This window comes from Pseudoalteromonas sp. NZS11 (assembly GCF_015864765.1).
GTDB lineage: Bacteria > Pseudomonadota > Gammaproteobacteria > Enterobacterales > Alteromonadaceae > Pseudoalteromonas > Pseudoalteromonas arctica.
Genome location: NZ_JADYWP010000012.1, coordinates 19391 through 34090 on the forward strand (window position 1 = coordinate 19391; position 14700 = coordinate 34090).

At 39.7% G+C, this 14700-nt stretch carries 14 protein-coding genes and 1 pseudogene; 4 read left to right on the top strand and 11 right to left on the bottom strand.

Annotated features, from left to right (window positions below; translation table 11 throughout):
• Positions 1 to 149 precede the first annotated feature (149 nt).
• Both I6E82_RS17790 and I6E82_RS17795 read right to left on the bottom strand, forming a co-directional pair.
• Positions 150 to 3728 carry an ABC transporter permease/M1 family aminopeptidase gene (locus I6E82_RS17790; RefSeq protein ID WP_197118400.1) on the bottom strand — a complete coding sequence of 1193 codons (3579 nt, stop codon included), beginning with the start codon at positions 3726 to 3728 and terminating at the stop codon, positions 150 to 152.
• 9 nt (positions 3729 to 3737) lie between these two features.
• Complete coding sequence (locus tag I6E82_RS17795; RefSeq protein ID WP_197118401.1) at positions 3738 to 4619, bottom strand: ABC transporter ATP-binding protein; 882 nt, start codon at positions 4617 to 4619, stop codon at positions 3738 to 3740.
• 187 nt (positions 4620 to 4806) lie between these two features.
• Here I6E82_RS17795 and I6E82_RS17800 point away from each other — a divergent pair, with 187 nt between their 5' ends.
• The gene (locus I6E82_RS17800; protein WP_197118402.1) at positions 4807 to 5484 is read left to right on the top strand and encodes a nitroreductase family protein; all 678 of its coding nucleotides are present in this window, start codon (positions 4807 to 4809) and stop codon (positions 5482 to 5484) included.
• Here I6E82_RS17800 and I6E82_RS17805 read toward each other — a convergent pair.
• Positions 5477 to 5785 (bottom strand): ArsR/SmtB family transcription factor, encoded by a 309-nt coding sequence (locus I6E82_RS17805; protein WP_165726606.1) that lies wholly within the window; start codon positions 5783 to 5785, stop codon positions 5477 to 5479. The two genes, I6E82_RS17800 and I6E82_RS17805, sit on opposite strands and share 8 nt — an antisense overlap.
• A gap of 285 nt (positions 5786 to 6070) precedes the next feature.
• Here I6E82_RS17805 and I6E82_RS17810 point away from each other — a divergent pair, with 285 nt between their 5' ends.
• On the top strand, positions 6071 to 6415 hold the full coding sequence (locus tag I6E82_RS17810) for a rhodanese-like domain-containing protein (RefSeq protein WP_166378880.1): 345 nt from the start codon (positions 6071 to 6073) through the stop codon (positions 6413 to 6415).
• 21 nt (positions 6416 to 6436) lie between these two features.
• Here the strand turns inward: I6E82_RS17810 and I6E82_RS17815 are convergent, their stop codons facing one another.
• The 5 genes and pseudogenes from I6E82_RS17815 to I6E82_RS17835 all read right to left on the bottom strand — a co-directional run bounded on the left by I6E82_RS17815 (position 6437) and on the right by I6E82_RS17835 (position 8706).
• Positions 6437 to 6832 carry a DUF1801 domain-containing protein gene (locus tag I6E82_RS17815; RefSeq protein WP_197118403.1) on the bottom strand — a complete coding sequence of 132 codons (396 nt, stop codon included), beginning with the start codon at positions 6830 to 6832 and terminating at the stop codon, positions 6437 to 6439.
• A 37-nt stretch (positions 6833 to 6869) separates the two neighbouring features.
• On the bottom strand, positions 6870 to 7415 hold the full coding sequence (locus I6E82_RS17820; RefSeq protein ID WP_101216080.1) for a PH domain-containing protein: 546 nt from the start codon (positions 7413 to 7415) through the stop codon (positions 6870 to 6872).
• A 66-nt stretch (positions 7416 to 7481) separates the two neighbouring features.
• Positions 7482 to 8099, bottom strand: coding sequence for a LysE family translocator (locus I6E82_RS17825; protein ID WP_024608083.1), 618 nt, complete (start codon positions 8097 to 8099; stop codon positions 7482 to 7484).
• Positions 8100 to 8107: 8 nt separating this feature from the next.
• Positions 8108 to 8293, bottom strand: a complete 186-nt coding sequence (locus tag I6E82_RS17830) for a hypothetical protein (RefSeq protein ID WP_024608082.1) — start codon at positions 8291 to 8293, stop codon at positions 8108 to 8110.
• Between the two features lie 15 nt (positions 8294 to 8308).
• Positions 8309 to 8706, bottom strand: a pseudogene (locus I6E82_RS17835) (DUF3224 domain-containing protein).
• An 88-nt stretch (positions 8707 to 8794) separates the two neighbouring features.
• Between I6E82_RS17835 and I6E82_RS17840 the strand changes: the two are divergent.
• Positions 8795 to 10573, top strand: coding sequence for an ABC transporter transmembrane domain-containing protein (locus I6E82_RS17840; protein ID WP_197118404.1), 1779 nt, complete (start codon positions 8795 to 8797; stop codon positions 10571 to 10573).
• On the opposite strand, the gene I6E82_RS17845 is transcribed toward I6E82_RS17840, so the two are convergent.
• Complete coding sequence (locus I6E82_RS17845; protein WP_197118405.1) at positions 10570 to 11202, bottom strand: OmpA family protein; 633 nt, start codon at positions 11200 to 11202, stop codon at positions 10570 to 10572. The genes I6E82_RS17840 and I6E82_RS17845 overlap by 4 nt on opposite strands.
• Before the next feature lie 190 nt (positions 11203 to 11392).
• Between I6E82_RS17845 and chrA the strand changes: the two genes are divergently transcribed.
• Positions 11393 to 12547 carry a chromate efflux transporter gene (chrA, locus tag I6E82_RS17850; protein ID WP_197118419.1) on the top strand — a complete coding sequence of 385 codons (1155 nt, stop codon included), beginning with the start codon at positions 11393 to 11395 and terminating at the stop codon, positions 12545 to 12547.
• On the opposite strand, the gene I6E82_RS17855 is transcribed toward chrA, so the two are convergent.
• Positions 12504 to 13763: a mechanosensitive ion channel family protein gene (locus I6E82_RS17855; RefSeq protein WP_007584595.1), complete on the bottom strand. Its 1260-nt coding sequence runs from the start codon at positions 13761 to 13763 to the stop codon at positions 12504 to 12506. The two genes, chrA and I6E82_RS17855, sit on opposite strands and share 44 nt — an antisense overlap.
• Positions 13760 to 14680, bottom strand: a complete 921-nt coding sequence (locus I6E82_RS17860) for an acetyltransferase (RefSeq protein ID WP_165722788.1) — start codon at positions 14678 to 14680, stop codon at positions 13760 to 13762. Before I6E82_RS17860 ends, I6E82_RS17855 begins: the two co-directional genes overlap by 4 nt.
• Positions 14681 to 14700 lie beyond the last annotated feature (20 nt).

Consider the following 14700-nt stretch of genomic DNA (forward strand, 5'->3'; position numbering starts at 1 on the left):
CTTTATAAGAGAACATATAATATTAGCGTAAAAAGCTGTGGGGAATATGTAGAAACGCTATGAAGTTTTATACAGTTTATTACACATAAAGGCCGCATAAATGCGGCCCTTAAAGTAGTCAACTTAAGTGGTTAGTAAATAAATAGACGTTAGAATTTAGCTAAATTATTTTTACTGTCTTTGTCGACCAGCTTAATGTAAGGATCTACCCCCGCAAATAATGGTTTTTCTTTTACTTTTAGCTCAATAGTATTGGTACCAGACACTATTTGATGCTTTTGCGAGTAAATAACAAAGTCTTCAGCTAGTAAGTTTTCAGGGTCGTCGCTAAATAATGCAATATCAATTAGCTCATCGAGCGGCTGCTCTGTTTCTTCACCTTGTCCATCGGCATGCTGCTTAGTTGCTTCAACGCTCAGTGTTACCGTATAAAAACCTTCGCTATCAACATCATCTGTAACCGACACTTCTTTCATTTCAAGCTCATAAAGCGTTATATATTTAAACTGATCATCAATAAAACGTTGTTCAGCTTGTGTTGCATCTCGCTTTAAATAACTGAGTAAATCAAGTGTGGTTGGGTATGGCATTGATTGGTATTTAAACTCATTCAAAAATGCTTTAAGTGCGGCATTTAAGCGTTTTTCGCCTAAGCGGTCATACAAAGCCATCATCGCAACTGAGCCTTTATTATAGTGAAGATACAGCTGACCCTGCGTTTTATATAGCGGCATTTCTTCAAAGGCTTCACCTGTACGGCCCATTAAGTATTTATCTAGCTCGTACTTTAAGAATTTACGAAGCTTCTCGGCGCCAAAGCGTTTTTTTAGTACCATTAGCGCACTGTATTGCGAAAGTGTTTCAGAAATAACTGCGCTCCCCTCAACATTTGCTCCCGACACTTGATGCCCCCACCACTGGTGCGCAACTTCATGTGCGGTTACATAGTAAGGTAGGTCAACTTTATTCTCATCTCTTAAGTCTGTAATAAAACCAATACTTTCAGAGTAAGGCACCGTATTGGCAAAACTTTGCGCAAACGAGCGATACTTAGGAAACTCAATAATACGTAACTGCTTATGCTGATACGGGCCAAAGGCTTGTGTGTAGTAATCTATTGAGTCTTGTACTGACTCAATCATGCGGTCAACATTCCATGCATGATCTTTGTGGTAGTACACCTCAATATTTACACCGTTATGCTCAACTTTTTTACTTTCAAGCTCTGCCGAAAGCACAGAGTAAAAATTTATAATTGGAGCATCCATTTCATAAACAAAAGTACGGCGCCCGTCTTTTACACTCTCACTTTTTAAGTAACCTGGTGTAATAGCAAATTGTGACTCATCGGTGGTTACCGTTGCCTTATAGTTTATAAAACCATTAGCAGGCCCAAACTCATTTTGCGTATAATAGCGGCTGTCTTCTAGTTTATGTGCGCGCTCAAGTTCAGGTAAATCGTGCTTGCGGCGCTCATACTTATCGGCAATTTGAAAATACTTTTGATAACCAAAATTTGGTAATAATTCTCCATTATTTACAAATGTACCGTTGTGCACGAGTTGAGTATCAGATCTTCTATCAACAAAACCGTCGTGTTCACGAGAAACTAAAAGCTCACCTTCGCGTACTTCATTAGGCATTAGCGGTTGTTCAAACTCAAACCATACCATGCCAAAATCGGTTAAACGCTCTACTATTTTTCCGCCCGCCATTTTTACATCCCAGCTTTTAGATTGGCTAGGCTCATTAATTAACACACGGGTTATTGGCTCGTTTGCGGTATTGGTAAACTTAATTTTAGCCACGGCATTTAAAGCACGCTTTTTAGGATAAATATCAATGTTTAAATCAACATCAGTTATTATAGGCAGTGGCAAGTCTTTGTATTGTGAAAACTCTTGCTCATACCTTACTTGTAGCGCTTCGTTATCATCACTTGTTACAAACTCGTTGATTACACGGGTGTTGTAATAAATGTTATAACCCGCGCCCACAAATACCAATAAACTTATAACGGCTGCAATCTGGCCTTTTAAAGACATGTTGTAACGTACTAAAGATAAACGAGTACGCAATGTTTGCGACGGGCCGCGATGCCATAAAGCAAACCCTACAATAGCTAAAAACACACTCAATGCCCCCCAATATAGGGTGTACCAATGCGCGCCTTGTAAAAAATGTCCATAACCGTTTATATCTGAATACGGTACGCTACTGCTTTGAGAAAAATGATACATATGATGCTCAAACCCGTAAGCACCCATTACCATTTGAGCAATGTAATACAGAATAAATAAACCCATACCTATGTATTTATTAGGGCTAATTATTTGTAAAAAGAACGCCAATATAGCCATCATAATAAAAGGCAGTAATGTAAGGTAACCCAACCTAAATAAGTACTGACCAAGCTCTAGGTTAAATTGCCCCTTAAACAGTTGCACTGCAATGGTAAACATCATGCCTACTAAATAAAGACCACAAACTGCAGTGATTAACGCAATAATTTTAGATACCCAAAACACACTGTTATGCACCGGGAAACTGTCAACAATATCACCCATACCACTGTGGCGTTCTCGCCAAACCAGCTCTGCGCTGTAATAAGCAATAATGATAAACATAAACAAAGCGGAGGAGTTTTGAATAATGCCCACCATGTTTTGTGTAAGCGGCCAATCTGTTGTGCCATACGCGCCAATAGGCGCAAAGAGTGGTGCGAGTAACATAGTAATACTGACACCCGCTAAAATCATAAAAGGGGCACTTAATATAACCTGCTTAAGTTCAAATAAGCTGCGCATTACTAATTGCGATTGCGTATTCACCCCTTTTGACTTGTAATTTTTAGCGCTGCTAATAAGTGCTGCTTGTTTATTTTTTACAAACGTTGAGACAGCAAATTGCTTTTTCTGTTTTTTACTTACTACGCGATTACCTAACTTTCCGAGGCCAAAAAACATCGCTAAACTTATTGCTACCCATAAAATACGGTTAATTAAAAAATCGCCCGAGAGCGTTAACACTTCGGTATTTTTATCACTTACAGTCCAGTAACGGGTTAAGTCAATTAACGAACCGAGGCCGAATGGATCTGCGTAAACAACAATATTCCTAAACGCTAAATCATCAAAATAGATACTCGCCAATTGGTAGGTTATATAAATCACTACGGCCGTTACATATACCGCCATCATGGTTTTAAAATAGACCGCCACACTATTAAAAATAGCACTGAGTACCAGTAAGCTGGGTATTGCTAAATATAAAAAAGGCGCTGCGTAATATATAAACTTATTAGGGCCTACTAGCTCACTATCAAGCCAGCCAACCAACAAGCCAAATTGAGATCCCAAAAACACGCCTAATGGCACAGTTAAAAAAACAACTAGCACAACCAAGTAAGCACCAAAAAAACGTCCTGATTGATAAGCAAGAGGGTTAACGGGCTTACTAAAAACCAGCTCATCCATTTTGCTTTCACTGTTGCGAATAGCAGAGCTGGCAACAAAGTTAACCACTAAAAACATAGCGAGTGTACAAAATGTAACGGTTAAAAGCATAATAGAGAAAGGCGAGTTCATATGAACATTCGCCCCACCTAACGGGAACTTACTACTAGAGCTTATAAAAAACGCCATAAAAAAGAAGATTAATGAGGTCACATAAAACGAAGGCTGACGCACAAAATAGCGCAGCTCAAACGCGAGCATATTAAAAAACATAGCGCCCCCTTATGCTACTTGGCTGTTACGATGATTAAGCAACGTAGAAAAATACACATCTTCTAGGTTTGCACTGCTGAGCTCAAAACCTTCAGGGGCTTGATCGGCTAATACATGTAATATGGTTTTCCCTGCAAATAAGCGCTTAGAAATAACAGGCAGTTGCGGTTCAAGCTCTAGCGCTTCCTCTTGGCTCATGGCTTTGCGCCAGATTTGCCCTTGGAGTTTATCGGTAAGGGCAATTGGGTTGCCCTCTAATAGTATTTTGCCGCCGGCCAGTACGGCCATGTTTGGGCAAAGCTCTGCTACATCCTCAACAATGTGAGTCGATAATATAACGACTTTTTGCTCACCTAAGCTTACTAACAAGTTATGAAATCGATTACGTTCCTCTGGGTCTAACCCTGCTGTTGGTTCATCAACGATTAGTAAATCAGGGTCGCCTAATAACGCTTGAGCAATACCAAAACGCTGGCGCATACCGCCCGAAAAGCCACTTACGGCTTTAGAGCGATGTTGATATAAATTAGTGTGCGCAAGTAATCCTTCAACCGACTCTTTACGCTCGGCTTTATTATGAATCCCCTTTAAAACAGCCATATGGTCCAGTAAGTCGTAAGCACTAACACGCGGGTACACACCAAAATCTTGTGGTAAGTAACCTAAGCGTTGGCGCAGTGCCTGTGGGTCTTTAAATACATCAATGCCATCAAAAGTAATTGAACCTGAATCAGCCGACTGCAGTGTTGCAATGGTACGCATAAGCGATGATTTACCTGCGCCATTTGGCCCAAGCAATCCAAACATCCCTTTACCGATAGATAAATCAACACCTTGTAGTGCATGTACGCCGTTATCGTAGGTTTTAGATAACCCAGTTATTGATAGCATTTTTACTTCCTTGAATATGAGTAATTATTTTTATAATGTTTTATATCACAAGAAAAACAGGAACATAAGTTACTTGTTAGTTAAATTTGTAACAACAAATAAACATAATTTAAACTCATAACACTTGCCTGCACTGTATTCACTCGGTATAAAAACCACATATACTTTTTATAAGAAGCGAAAAGCCATGCAAGATCACCAAAGCCAGCCGTTAAATGACTTTATAGAATATCCACACGACGAAATGCTAAATCGTGCTAACGAGTTTTTACAAACCAGCCAACGCCGCCATAGCATTCGCAGCTTTAGCGATCGCCCAGTACCAAAAAATATTATTGAAGCATGTATAAAAGCAGCTGGCACAGCACCTAGTGGAGCGAATCATCAGCCTTGGCATTTTGTGGCTATAAACAGTAGCGATGTAAAAAAACAAATAAGAGAAGCCGCCGAAAAGCTAGAGCGTTCTTTTTACGAAGGCAGAGCAGGTGAAGAATGGTTAGATGCGCTAAAGCCGTTAGGTACCGACGCCAATAAACCTTATTTAGAGCATGCACCTTGGCTTATAGCTGTATTTAGTCAAAAAAAGGGCGGTGTAAGCACTGATGATAAAAATACGAATTATTATGTGCATGAGTCTGTTGGCTTAGCTACCGGCTTTTTAATTCAAGCTTTGCACCGCAGTGGTTTGGCAACCCTTACTCATACTCCAAAGCCAATGAGTTTTTTAACCGACATATGTAATCGCGATAAAGATAACGAACGCCCATACATGCTACTTATTACAGGCTACCCAGGTGATGATGCAACAATACCTGCTCATGCACTGGATAAAAAATCACTCGATGAAATAGTTACGTTTATTTAGTATTTTCTTGTCGGCAAAACCACTCATATAACAAAGCAATGATCGACTCAACTTTTGGGTCGGTCAATGAGTAATAAATAGTATGCCCTTCTCTGCGAGTAACAACCATATTTGCCTTGCGTAAACTTGCTAAATGCTGAGATAGCGCCGACTGTGCTAAAGGTACATTTTTATTTAGCTCACCTACACTTTGCTCACCTTGTAATAAACTACATAAAATCATTAAGCGATTTTTGTTAGCCATTAATTTTAAAAACTGTTCGGCTTGCTCTGCGTTGACAGCTAGTTGTTCAATATTCATTTTATTATTTCTCTTTTTGATACCTTTTTAAGTATAGACTTTTACATTAGTAAGTTCTAATATAATTAACATTAGGTTTTACTAATATTAAGATGGCCATGAAACTAGCGATGCCATTTTATTAATCGGCGGAAGTGCTGTAGCAGTATCCGCACTATTAAGTTACTTTATATAAAGTAACTTTCAGTTTTTAACGTTATTTATAAGTATTAACTCAATTCAACCTACTTATACCAAGTAGCACTCATTAATGTCTTTTTTAAGAAAAAGAGGATTTACAAACTAATGCTTACATCAATCCCTGATTTACTAAAAATTATCACACCTAACCAACGCCGTATTGACGCAGCGCAAGCGAAACTCGAGCTTGAACAAAATAGAGGTTTACTTATTGATGTGCGAGAACCTGCAGAGCACGCGACAAAATCGGCTGCCGGCGCTATAAATATTCCGCGTGGATTACTCGAGATGAAACTAATGGAAATAGAAAAAGACGCAGCTCGCCCTATTTACGTGCACTGCGCAAGTGGTGCACGCGCAACGTTGGGAGCAGAAGCATTAACGCGTGTGGGTTATGAAAACGTGACTGTTATTACCTGTGACGCAAACCAAATATGTAGCGTATTTTAAGTATCTACTAAGTACTTATAATTATGCGCCTAACAAAGGTAGGTGTTTAACGCTGTGATAAGTCAGTGCTAATTTAATACACTCTTTAACTGGGTGTTCTGGTAATGGCTTTTCACTATTTAACACTATTGCTCTATTTCCTTCAAAGATAAGATTATGAGAGTACAACTCTCTAAATGTGCTTACTAGCTTAGATTGGCAATGAAAAAACAAATAACACGATGAGCCCTTAAAGCCTACGCGAATGGGGCTACCATTTATTGTGTTATAACTTGGCTCTCCCCACTTTAAAGACTCTTCAACAGCTCCTAAGTTTTGCTCTTGTGCTACGGTATAAATTAGCTCTCGTAATTGTATAAGCGTACTTTTAGCTGCCTCAGGATGATTATTAAATCTATTTTTTATATCCGTATTCATAAAAACATCCTTATAAGTATTACAAGTTTAAAACAGGTTACTTTTGCTGCCTTTCATCAACTAAAACAAGTAGCATCTGCTCAATATTTTTAACACTATAAGTAAGTGCTCTCAGTAGCTCTTTCTCACTTTGCTCTGTTGCCTGCTGCGACGTTTTACCTTGATTAGCCAATACATCTTTTTGCTCAAGTATCGCCTCTCTAAACTCACTCGCATTAACTACACCAAGCAAAGACACTAAAGCGCCACTTCCTGACTGCCCAGCTGTTTCAAAACTTAAACGATATAACCCAAAAAGGCGCATTAGTGGGCCTTGGCTTAACCCTACATCTGTTATTTTTTCAAGCGGAATCGATTTTTCTTCTTTAAATAATATGCCACGTTTAACAACTAGTTTTTGTGGTAATAAGTCAGCCGACATAGCTGCGAGTATTCGTCCGCCCACCAGCCATACAATCGCTAAAACAATAGGTAACAACGGAATAGTCACCAGCGCTAGTACACTAAAAAAAGCGGCCATTAGCATCCAGTATTGCTGCACTTTCGGGTCGAAAGATGCACTTTTTAAAATATGTTTTGTCATTGTTTTAATCCTTTATCTATATAACTACAAATACACTCTGCAAACTTCAATAATCTCTACTCAATCTTACAAACTAATAACGACTTTTATAGCAAGGGCAATAAACACAACACCCAGTATTTTATCAAGCCATGGGTTCTGCTTAGTAAAACCAAAGCGATTTTTTGAAACCTCAGTAAGTACTGCAACTAGTAAATACCAACCTGTATCAATTACAAACACGGTTAAGCACATAATAATGCCAATGCTTAAAGTGAGATTTTGCGGGTCAATAAACTGTGAGAACAAGGCTAAAAAGAAAATAGCGAGCTTGGGGTTCAAAAAGGCAATGGCAAAGCCATCTTGTAATGCTTTAACTGCGCTTATCTCACTTTTTTGTACTTGCAGTTCGTCATTATTGGGTTTTGCTAATAGTATTTTTAAACCTAAATAGGCTAAATACCCAGCGCCTAAATATACAAGTACTTGGTATACCGTTGGAAACTGAGCCATCAATGTCCCCAAACCAAGTAACGAAGCTGCCGCATAAAGCCCAACACCCACGCCATGGCTAAGTGCAGCAAGCATACCGTTTTTCATTCCGCCACTCATTGTATGCTTTAGTACAACTGCAAGGCTTGGGCCTGGCGACATTGCACCCATCATGCATACAACTACTAAACTAAACCACGCTGCTAATGTCATTCTTATCCTTATAGTTCATCGTTTTCTATTAATAATATATAGGCCGTTACTTGGCCTTGAAAAGCAGTCGCGGTATTTATACTTATTACTTTCCAACCTTCTTGATTTAAGTGGTATATGCGCTCATTCAAAGCATCTACATCAATGCCGTTACTAAAAAAACCACGCTTTTTAAATTCTACTATTTTTTGCATTGTTTGTTATCCATTTTATAAGCGGTAGTCAAAGTCGTAATAGTGAATGCCCTGCTCAATGCGTATTTTCATACTGCCAGTTAATCCTTTTAGCTCATTTGAGCCTGAATCAGGAACAACATTTAAAATAAGACTGTCTTGTCCTTTATTCATAGTGCCAAAGTGTTGCAGTACAAAACTGCCCTGCTTACCTTCAAGCTCACCTATCACTTGCTCTATTGCCACGTAACCCGCACTGCCTTGGGTTGGCGTCATTGCACTAAGCATCTCGCCTTGGCTTGTAGCATTTAAGTCACCTTTAATGTTTTATCAATCGACATGCGTCCTAAGTTAATACCTTGCTGCCCTTTGGCATAACCTTCAATAGGCGCTAAAGCCACTGTAAATTCACCGCTTATTATTTTTGTTGTCATAACAATTCCTTATTGATGATATTTAATACTATTGATTTTTAATCCGATGATGCCATATCTATACCTCAACCTTTAAAAAGAATCCACTATGTCAAAAAACACCTCTGCATCCGAAAAAGCTGCTTTTAGCAGCCTATTACCTGTTTTTGCTTTTATAAAACCTTACAAATGGATGGTAGTAGCTGCGCTAGCTGCACTGTTAGTGACTGCGGGTGTTAATTTGTCGTTGGGGCAAGGTGTTAAGTTTGTTATTGATCATGGGTTTATTGCAGGCTCTAAAGATCAATTACAGCAAGCTGTACTGGTACTCATTGGCTTAATCAGCTTATTAGCGATCGGTACCTTTAGCCGTTTTTATTTAATGTCGTGGATTGGCGAACGAGTCAGTAACGATATTCGAAAAGCCGTGTTTAATCGTATTGTTACGCTACACCCTAGCTACTTTGAAGAAAACCGCAGTGGCGAACTTATGTCGCGTTTAACCACCGACACCACATTACTGCAATCAATTATCGGCTCATCATTTTCTATGGCACTGCGCAGTGTACTTATGTTGATTGGTGGCTTAGCTATGCTGTTGTTTACTAATTTAAAACTTACTTTAGTGGTTGTAGCCTGTGTACCGCTGGTACTTGTTCCTATGATGATATTTGGTCGCAAGGTACGTAAACTAGCAAGCTCTAGCCAAGATGCCATTGCCGACATAAGTACCTATGCCGGAGAAATCATACAAAATATTAAAGTAGTACAAAGCTATAGCCACGAAGCACAAGAGCAGCATGCCTTTGCGCTTGAGACCGAAAAAGCCTTTAACGTGGCTAAAAAACGCATTAAGCAACGTTCATTTTTAATAGCTGTAGTGATTTTTTTAACCTTTAGTGCCATTAGCGCTATGCTATGGGTAGGTGGCAACGATGTACTTGCAGGTACTATGACCGGCGGCGAGTTAGGTGCATTTGTATTTTACGCTATTATGGTGGCAATGTCGGTGGCAACTGTTGCTGAAGTATATGGCGAACTACAACGTGCAGCTGGTGCTGCGGCAAGGTTACTTGAGTTACTTGCTGTTAAAAGTGAGATAGAAAACCCACTAGTTCCACAAGACGATAGCTTACTGCAAGATAGTAATAGCCCTGCTATTACGCTTGAAAATATAAGCTTTAACTACCCCTCTCGCCCAGACGTAAGCGCGCTTAATAAAATAAGCCTAAATATAAATCAAGGCCAAACCGTGGCAATTGTTGGCCCTTCTGGCGCAGGTAAAACAACGTTATTTGAATTGCTACAACGTTTTTACGATCCGGCTAGCGGAGCTATTAAGTTTAAAGATGTAAACATTAAAGATTTATCGCTTAATACTCTGCGTAATAAAATGGGCATGGTAGCGCAAAACCCTATTTTATTTAGCTCCGACGTAATGCATAACATCCGCTACGGCAACCCAAGTGCAACCGATGAGCAAGTATATGCCGCAGCAAAGTATGCGCATGCCGATGAATTTATCAAACAGTTACCGCAAGGTTATAACAGCTTTTTAGGTGAGCAGGGTGTGAGGTTATCGGGTGGGCAAAAGCAGCGTATTGTGCTTGCACGTGCCATATTAAAAGACCCTGAAATACTTCTTCTTGATGAAGCCACCAGCGCGCTGGATGCGCAAAGCGAACACCATGTACAAGCTGCACTTGAGCATTTAATGCAAAACCGCACCACGTTAATTATTGCCCATAGGTTGGCAACGGTTAAACATGCCGATGTGATTGTAGTGATGGAAAATGGGGAAATCATAGCAACGGGTACTCACCAAGAGTTGTTAGCAAGTAACCCGTTGTATCAAAAACTGTGTGAATTACAGTTTAATAAGGATTAACCTTCGGTATTTGGCACTATCTGAATTTCTACGCGACGGTTTTGAGCACGGCCATTTGCACTATCATTAGTTGCAATTGGGCGTGTTTCGCCATAGCCCATAGTGCTAACACGTGTAGCCATAATTTGTTGGTTCACTAAGTAGTCTTTCACACTTTGTGCGCGTTCACGCGATAGGTTCATGTTGAAGCTATCTTTACCCGTACTGTCAGTATGCCCTTGCACACTAAGGTAGGTTTTTTCGTACTTGTTCATTACTTTAGCAATCGCATCTAACGTATCGTTAAAGCCTGATGAAATATAAGACTGAGCAGTCGCAAACGTAATGTTTGATGGCATTACTAAACGTAAGTTATCGCCTTCACGCACTACTTCAACACCTGAACCCGCTAACTCATCACGAAATGCTTCTTCTTGCTTATCCATGTAGTCGCCAACAGCAGCGCCCGCCAGTGCACCAATAGCTGCACCAATAAAAATACGTTTATCTTTATGATTACCCGTAGCCTTACCTAATACACCTCCGGCTGCAGCGCCAATAGCGGCTCCTTTACCTGTGTTATTCATTTCACAACCAGAAAGTAATACAGCTAATACGGTTACGCTTAAAAGTGATTTAGTTAAAGTCATGGTGATACCCTATTCATTAAGAATTTAGCAAGAGTATGCAAATACATGTATGAACAAACTATGAAGAGAGTGTTAAAAGCAACGCATCTTGCTTGATTGTTAAACATACCTCAAACTAATGTGTCATTTTAATAAAAATGTCATACTACGCTGTGACAATTTAATGAATTTTACAAAGGATATTGGCGTAATGTTAATTGCTATTTTTAGACAATTTTTTTTACTAGGGTGTATGAGCTTTGGCGGCCCTGCTGCGCATTTAGGTTATTTTAAACGCCACTTTGTAGACTCGTTAAATTGGTTAACTAACACGCGTTACGCACAACTTATTAGTTTAAGCCAAGCGTTGCCGGGGCCGGGCTCTAGCCAAGTTAGTTTTGCTATTGGTGTTGAGCGTGCTGGAGTACTGGGTGGTATAGCTGCTTTTGTAGGTTTTACTCTGCCTTCGTTTTTAATAATGGTGCTACTTGCGGTGAGTGCTCATCAGTTTGACGCTGTTTACTTTGCTATTATTGCAGGCTTAAAGTTATTTGCCGTTGTTATAGTTGCTGATGCAACACTTAGTATGGCTAAAAGCTTTTGTACAAGTGCTGCGCTTAAGTTACTTGCGGTAATGAGTACACTTGCTTTGGTGTTATTTCCAATGATGGGAACTCAAATCGCTATTTTAATAACCGCTGCAACAGTAGGTGCTATATGGCCTTTATTAAAACTGGGTACAGCCACAGAAAATGTTGGCAGTACAAAAAGTAATATTAATTGGATTGCACTGGGATTATTTGCGATCTTACTTGGTGTTAGCTTTATTCCACTAGGGCATGAGTTTGCTTTGTTTACCCCTTTTTACCAAGCGGGTGCAATGGTTTTTGGCGGCGGACACGTAGTACTGCCGGTACTTCAAGCTGGTGTGCCAGCATTGAGTGATGATCAGTTTTTAAGTGCTTACGCGAGTGCACAAGCAGTGCCTGGGCCTATGTTTACTATTGCTACTTACTTAGGCGCACAACTTACTACAGAACAACCTTTAGTGGGTGCTCTTATAGCTACACTGCTTATATTTATGCCTGGTTTTTTACTTATACTCGCATTCCAAAAGAGCTGGATTAACTTGGCAAGTAAGCCACGTTTTGCAAGCTCAATAGCGGCGCTTAATGCCGCGGTAGTAGGTTTTTTAGCGGCTGCACTGTATTCGCCAATTTGGACATCAGCGGTACATAACCTTTGGCAAGTTGCGTTAGTAATAATTACATTTGCATGGCTGCGATTTAAAAAGCCACCTATTTGGTGGCTCTTAGCTTTATTTATTGCTGTGGGTCTTTTACAACACTATTTGCCATCACTCTAAATGTTGGCTTATCTGTTTGTTGCTCACTCGGTGGGCTTAATTGCCCACTTACACTTTGATACGCTCTAAGCCCAAATACTGGCAATACCGCAAGTAAATGGTCCATTATTTCGGCTTGTAAATGCTCGTACGAAATCCAGCGTTTGTCTTCACTAAAGCAATAAAACTCAATAGGTAAACCATGGTTTAGTGGTTGTAGCTCTCGTACCATTAACGTAAGCGACGTATTAATTTTACTGTGCTGCTTTAAATAGCCTTCAGCATAGCGACGAAATAGCCCTAAATTAGAAACCTGAGCAGGTAATGTCGTCACTCGAATATAGTCGTGCAGCGGAATAGCCGCATCGATTTGCTTTCTAAACTCATCACCCACTAAACAAATGCTGTGCATATCAATATTGAGTGAGCGTTTAATACGTCTACCGCCCGACTCTTGCATCCCGCGCCAGTTTTTAAACGAACCCGCAACTAGCATATAAGTTGGAATAGTTGTTATGGTGTTATCCCAGTTACGTACCTTTACAGTGTTTAAACCCAAATCAATTACTTCGCCATCGGCGCCGTAATTTTCTACTTGAATCCAATCACCATAGGTTACTAGGCGATTTGCTGCTATTTGAATACTGGCTACAAAGCCTAAAATAGTGTCTTTAAATACTAATAACGTAACGGCAGCAATAGCACCAAAGCCAGAGAGAATATAAGTAGGTGACTTCTCAAGAAAAATGCTCACAATTAAAATTGCACACACAATAAAGGTTATTAGCTTAACAACCTGAATTAAGCCCTGAATAGGGACTTCGCGGGCAAACTCTAACTGGTTATAAATAGTACCCGCAATGCTCACAATACTACTAAAAATAAAACCAGCATAAATAATAAGCAAAGCTTGTCCTATCGTTTTTAGTATTTCTCCTGCAATTTCATTAACTGGGTATACGCTATCAAACGTAGCTAAAAACAATACGCAGCACAGCATTCCGGCAATACGTTTATTTAGCTTATTAAGCATAGGAGAAAGCGCCCCAATTCGCTCAGGAGAAAGCCTCGTCACTATTTTTTGAATGCCAGGTAACATTAATCTACGAGTAAATAAGTAAACAATTAATAAAGAGAATATTCCTATTGAGACTGCGGTAATTGAGCTAAGAAAATCCGCGTCGGGTACTTTTTCAAACCAAGGAGCAATTAATTCCTGAAGATGGGTGTTGGTCATAGTGTTTCAATTTCCTTACTGATTTGTGGTTCAGGTAAATCTTGTTGAGCATAAATGTCGGCAAGCTGCTGATCTTTAGCAACCCATAGCTCATTCACATAATGTTGAAAATTAACTTTAAATACGTCATCGCTTTGATAGCTGCCCTGCATATTGTCATTAATGGGCGTTACGTCTATTGAAACATAAATAGAATCTAGCTCACCTTTTAGCAAGTTACGACAAACGTGATCTGTCTTACCGCTATATACTAAACTTGTATTAAGCATGGCATCAAATTGATCGGCTAATACTTCAAGCGCAAAAGCAATGCCGCCCGCTTTGGGCTTTAATAAATGTTTAAAAGGACTTTGTTGCAGATTATGTTTGGCTGGCGTATAGCGTGTACCTTCAACAAAATTAATGATGGTCGTAGGATGATGACGAAAATTACGACAACTACGCTTCGTGCGCTCTACATCCAACCCTTTCAACTTTGGATTTTTAGCTAGTTGCGCTTTGCTTACCCGTTTCATAAACGGCATACCCATAGCCCACGCACCAGTGCCAATAAAAGGCATGTATTTTAACCCGTCTTTTAAAAAGAACTTAGGGGCAGGCAATGCATGTAATGAGCTAAGTACAGTTATATCTAACCAACTCGCGTGGTTACAAATAAGTAAATACCAACTTTTTGAGTTTAAGTCGCCACTTATATCAACCACAATGTTAGGGCAACCTAACCAAAGCCCTAAACGGTTGCCGTTACACCAACCTCGGTAAGCGCTGTGTAATATAGAGTTAACCACAGGCAAAGGCAGTAATAACTTAATAAGGCCCAGTACAAATACTAGCGAGCCAAAAAGCATTACATTAGAAAACAATACGCAGCCTACAATTAAGCCGTTAAGCCAATTTGGTAACCACTTTTTTAGCATAACTGTAAGCTCATATTTTT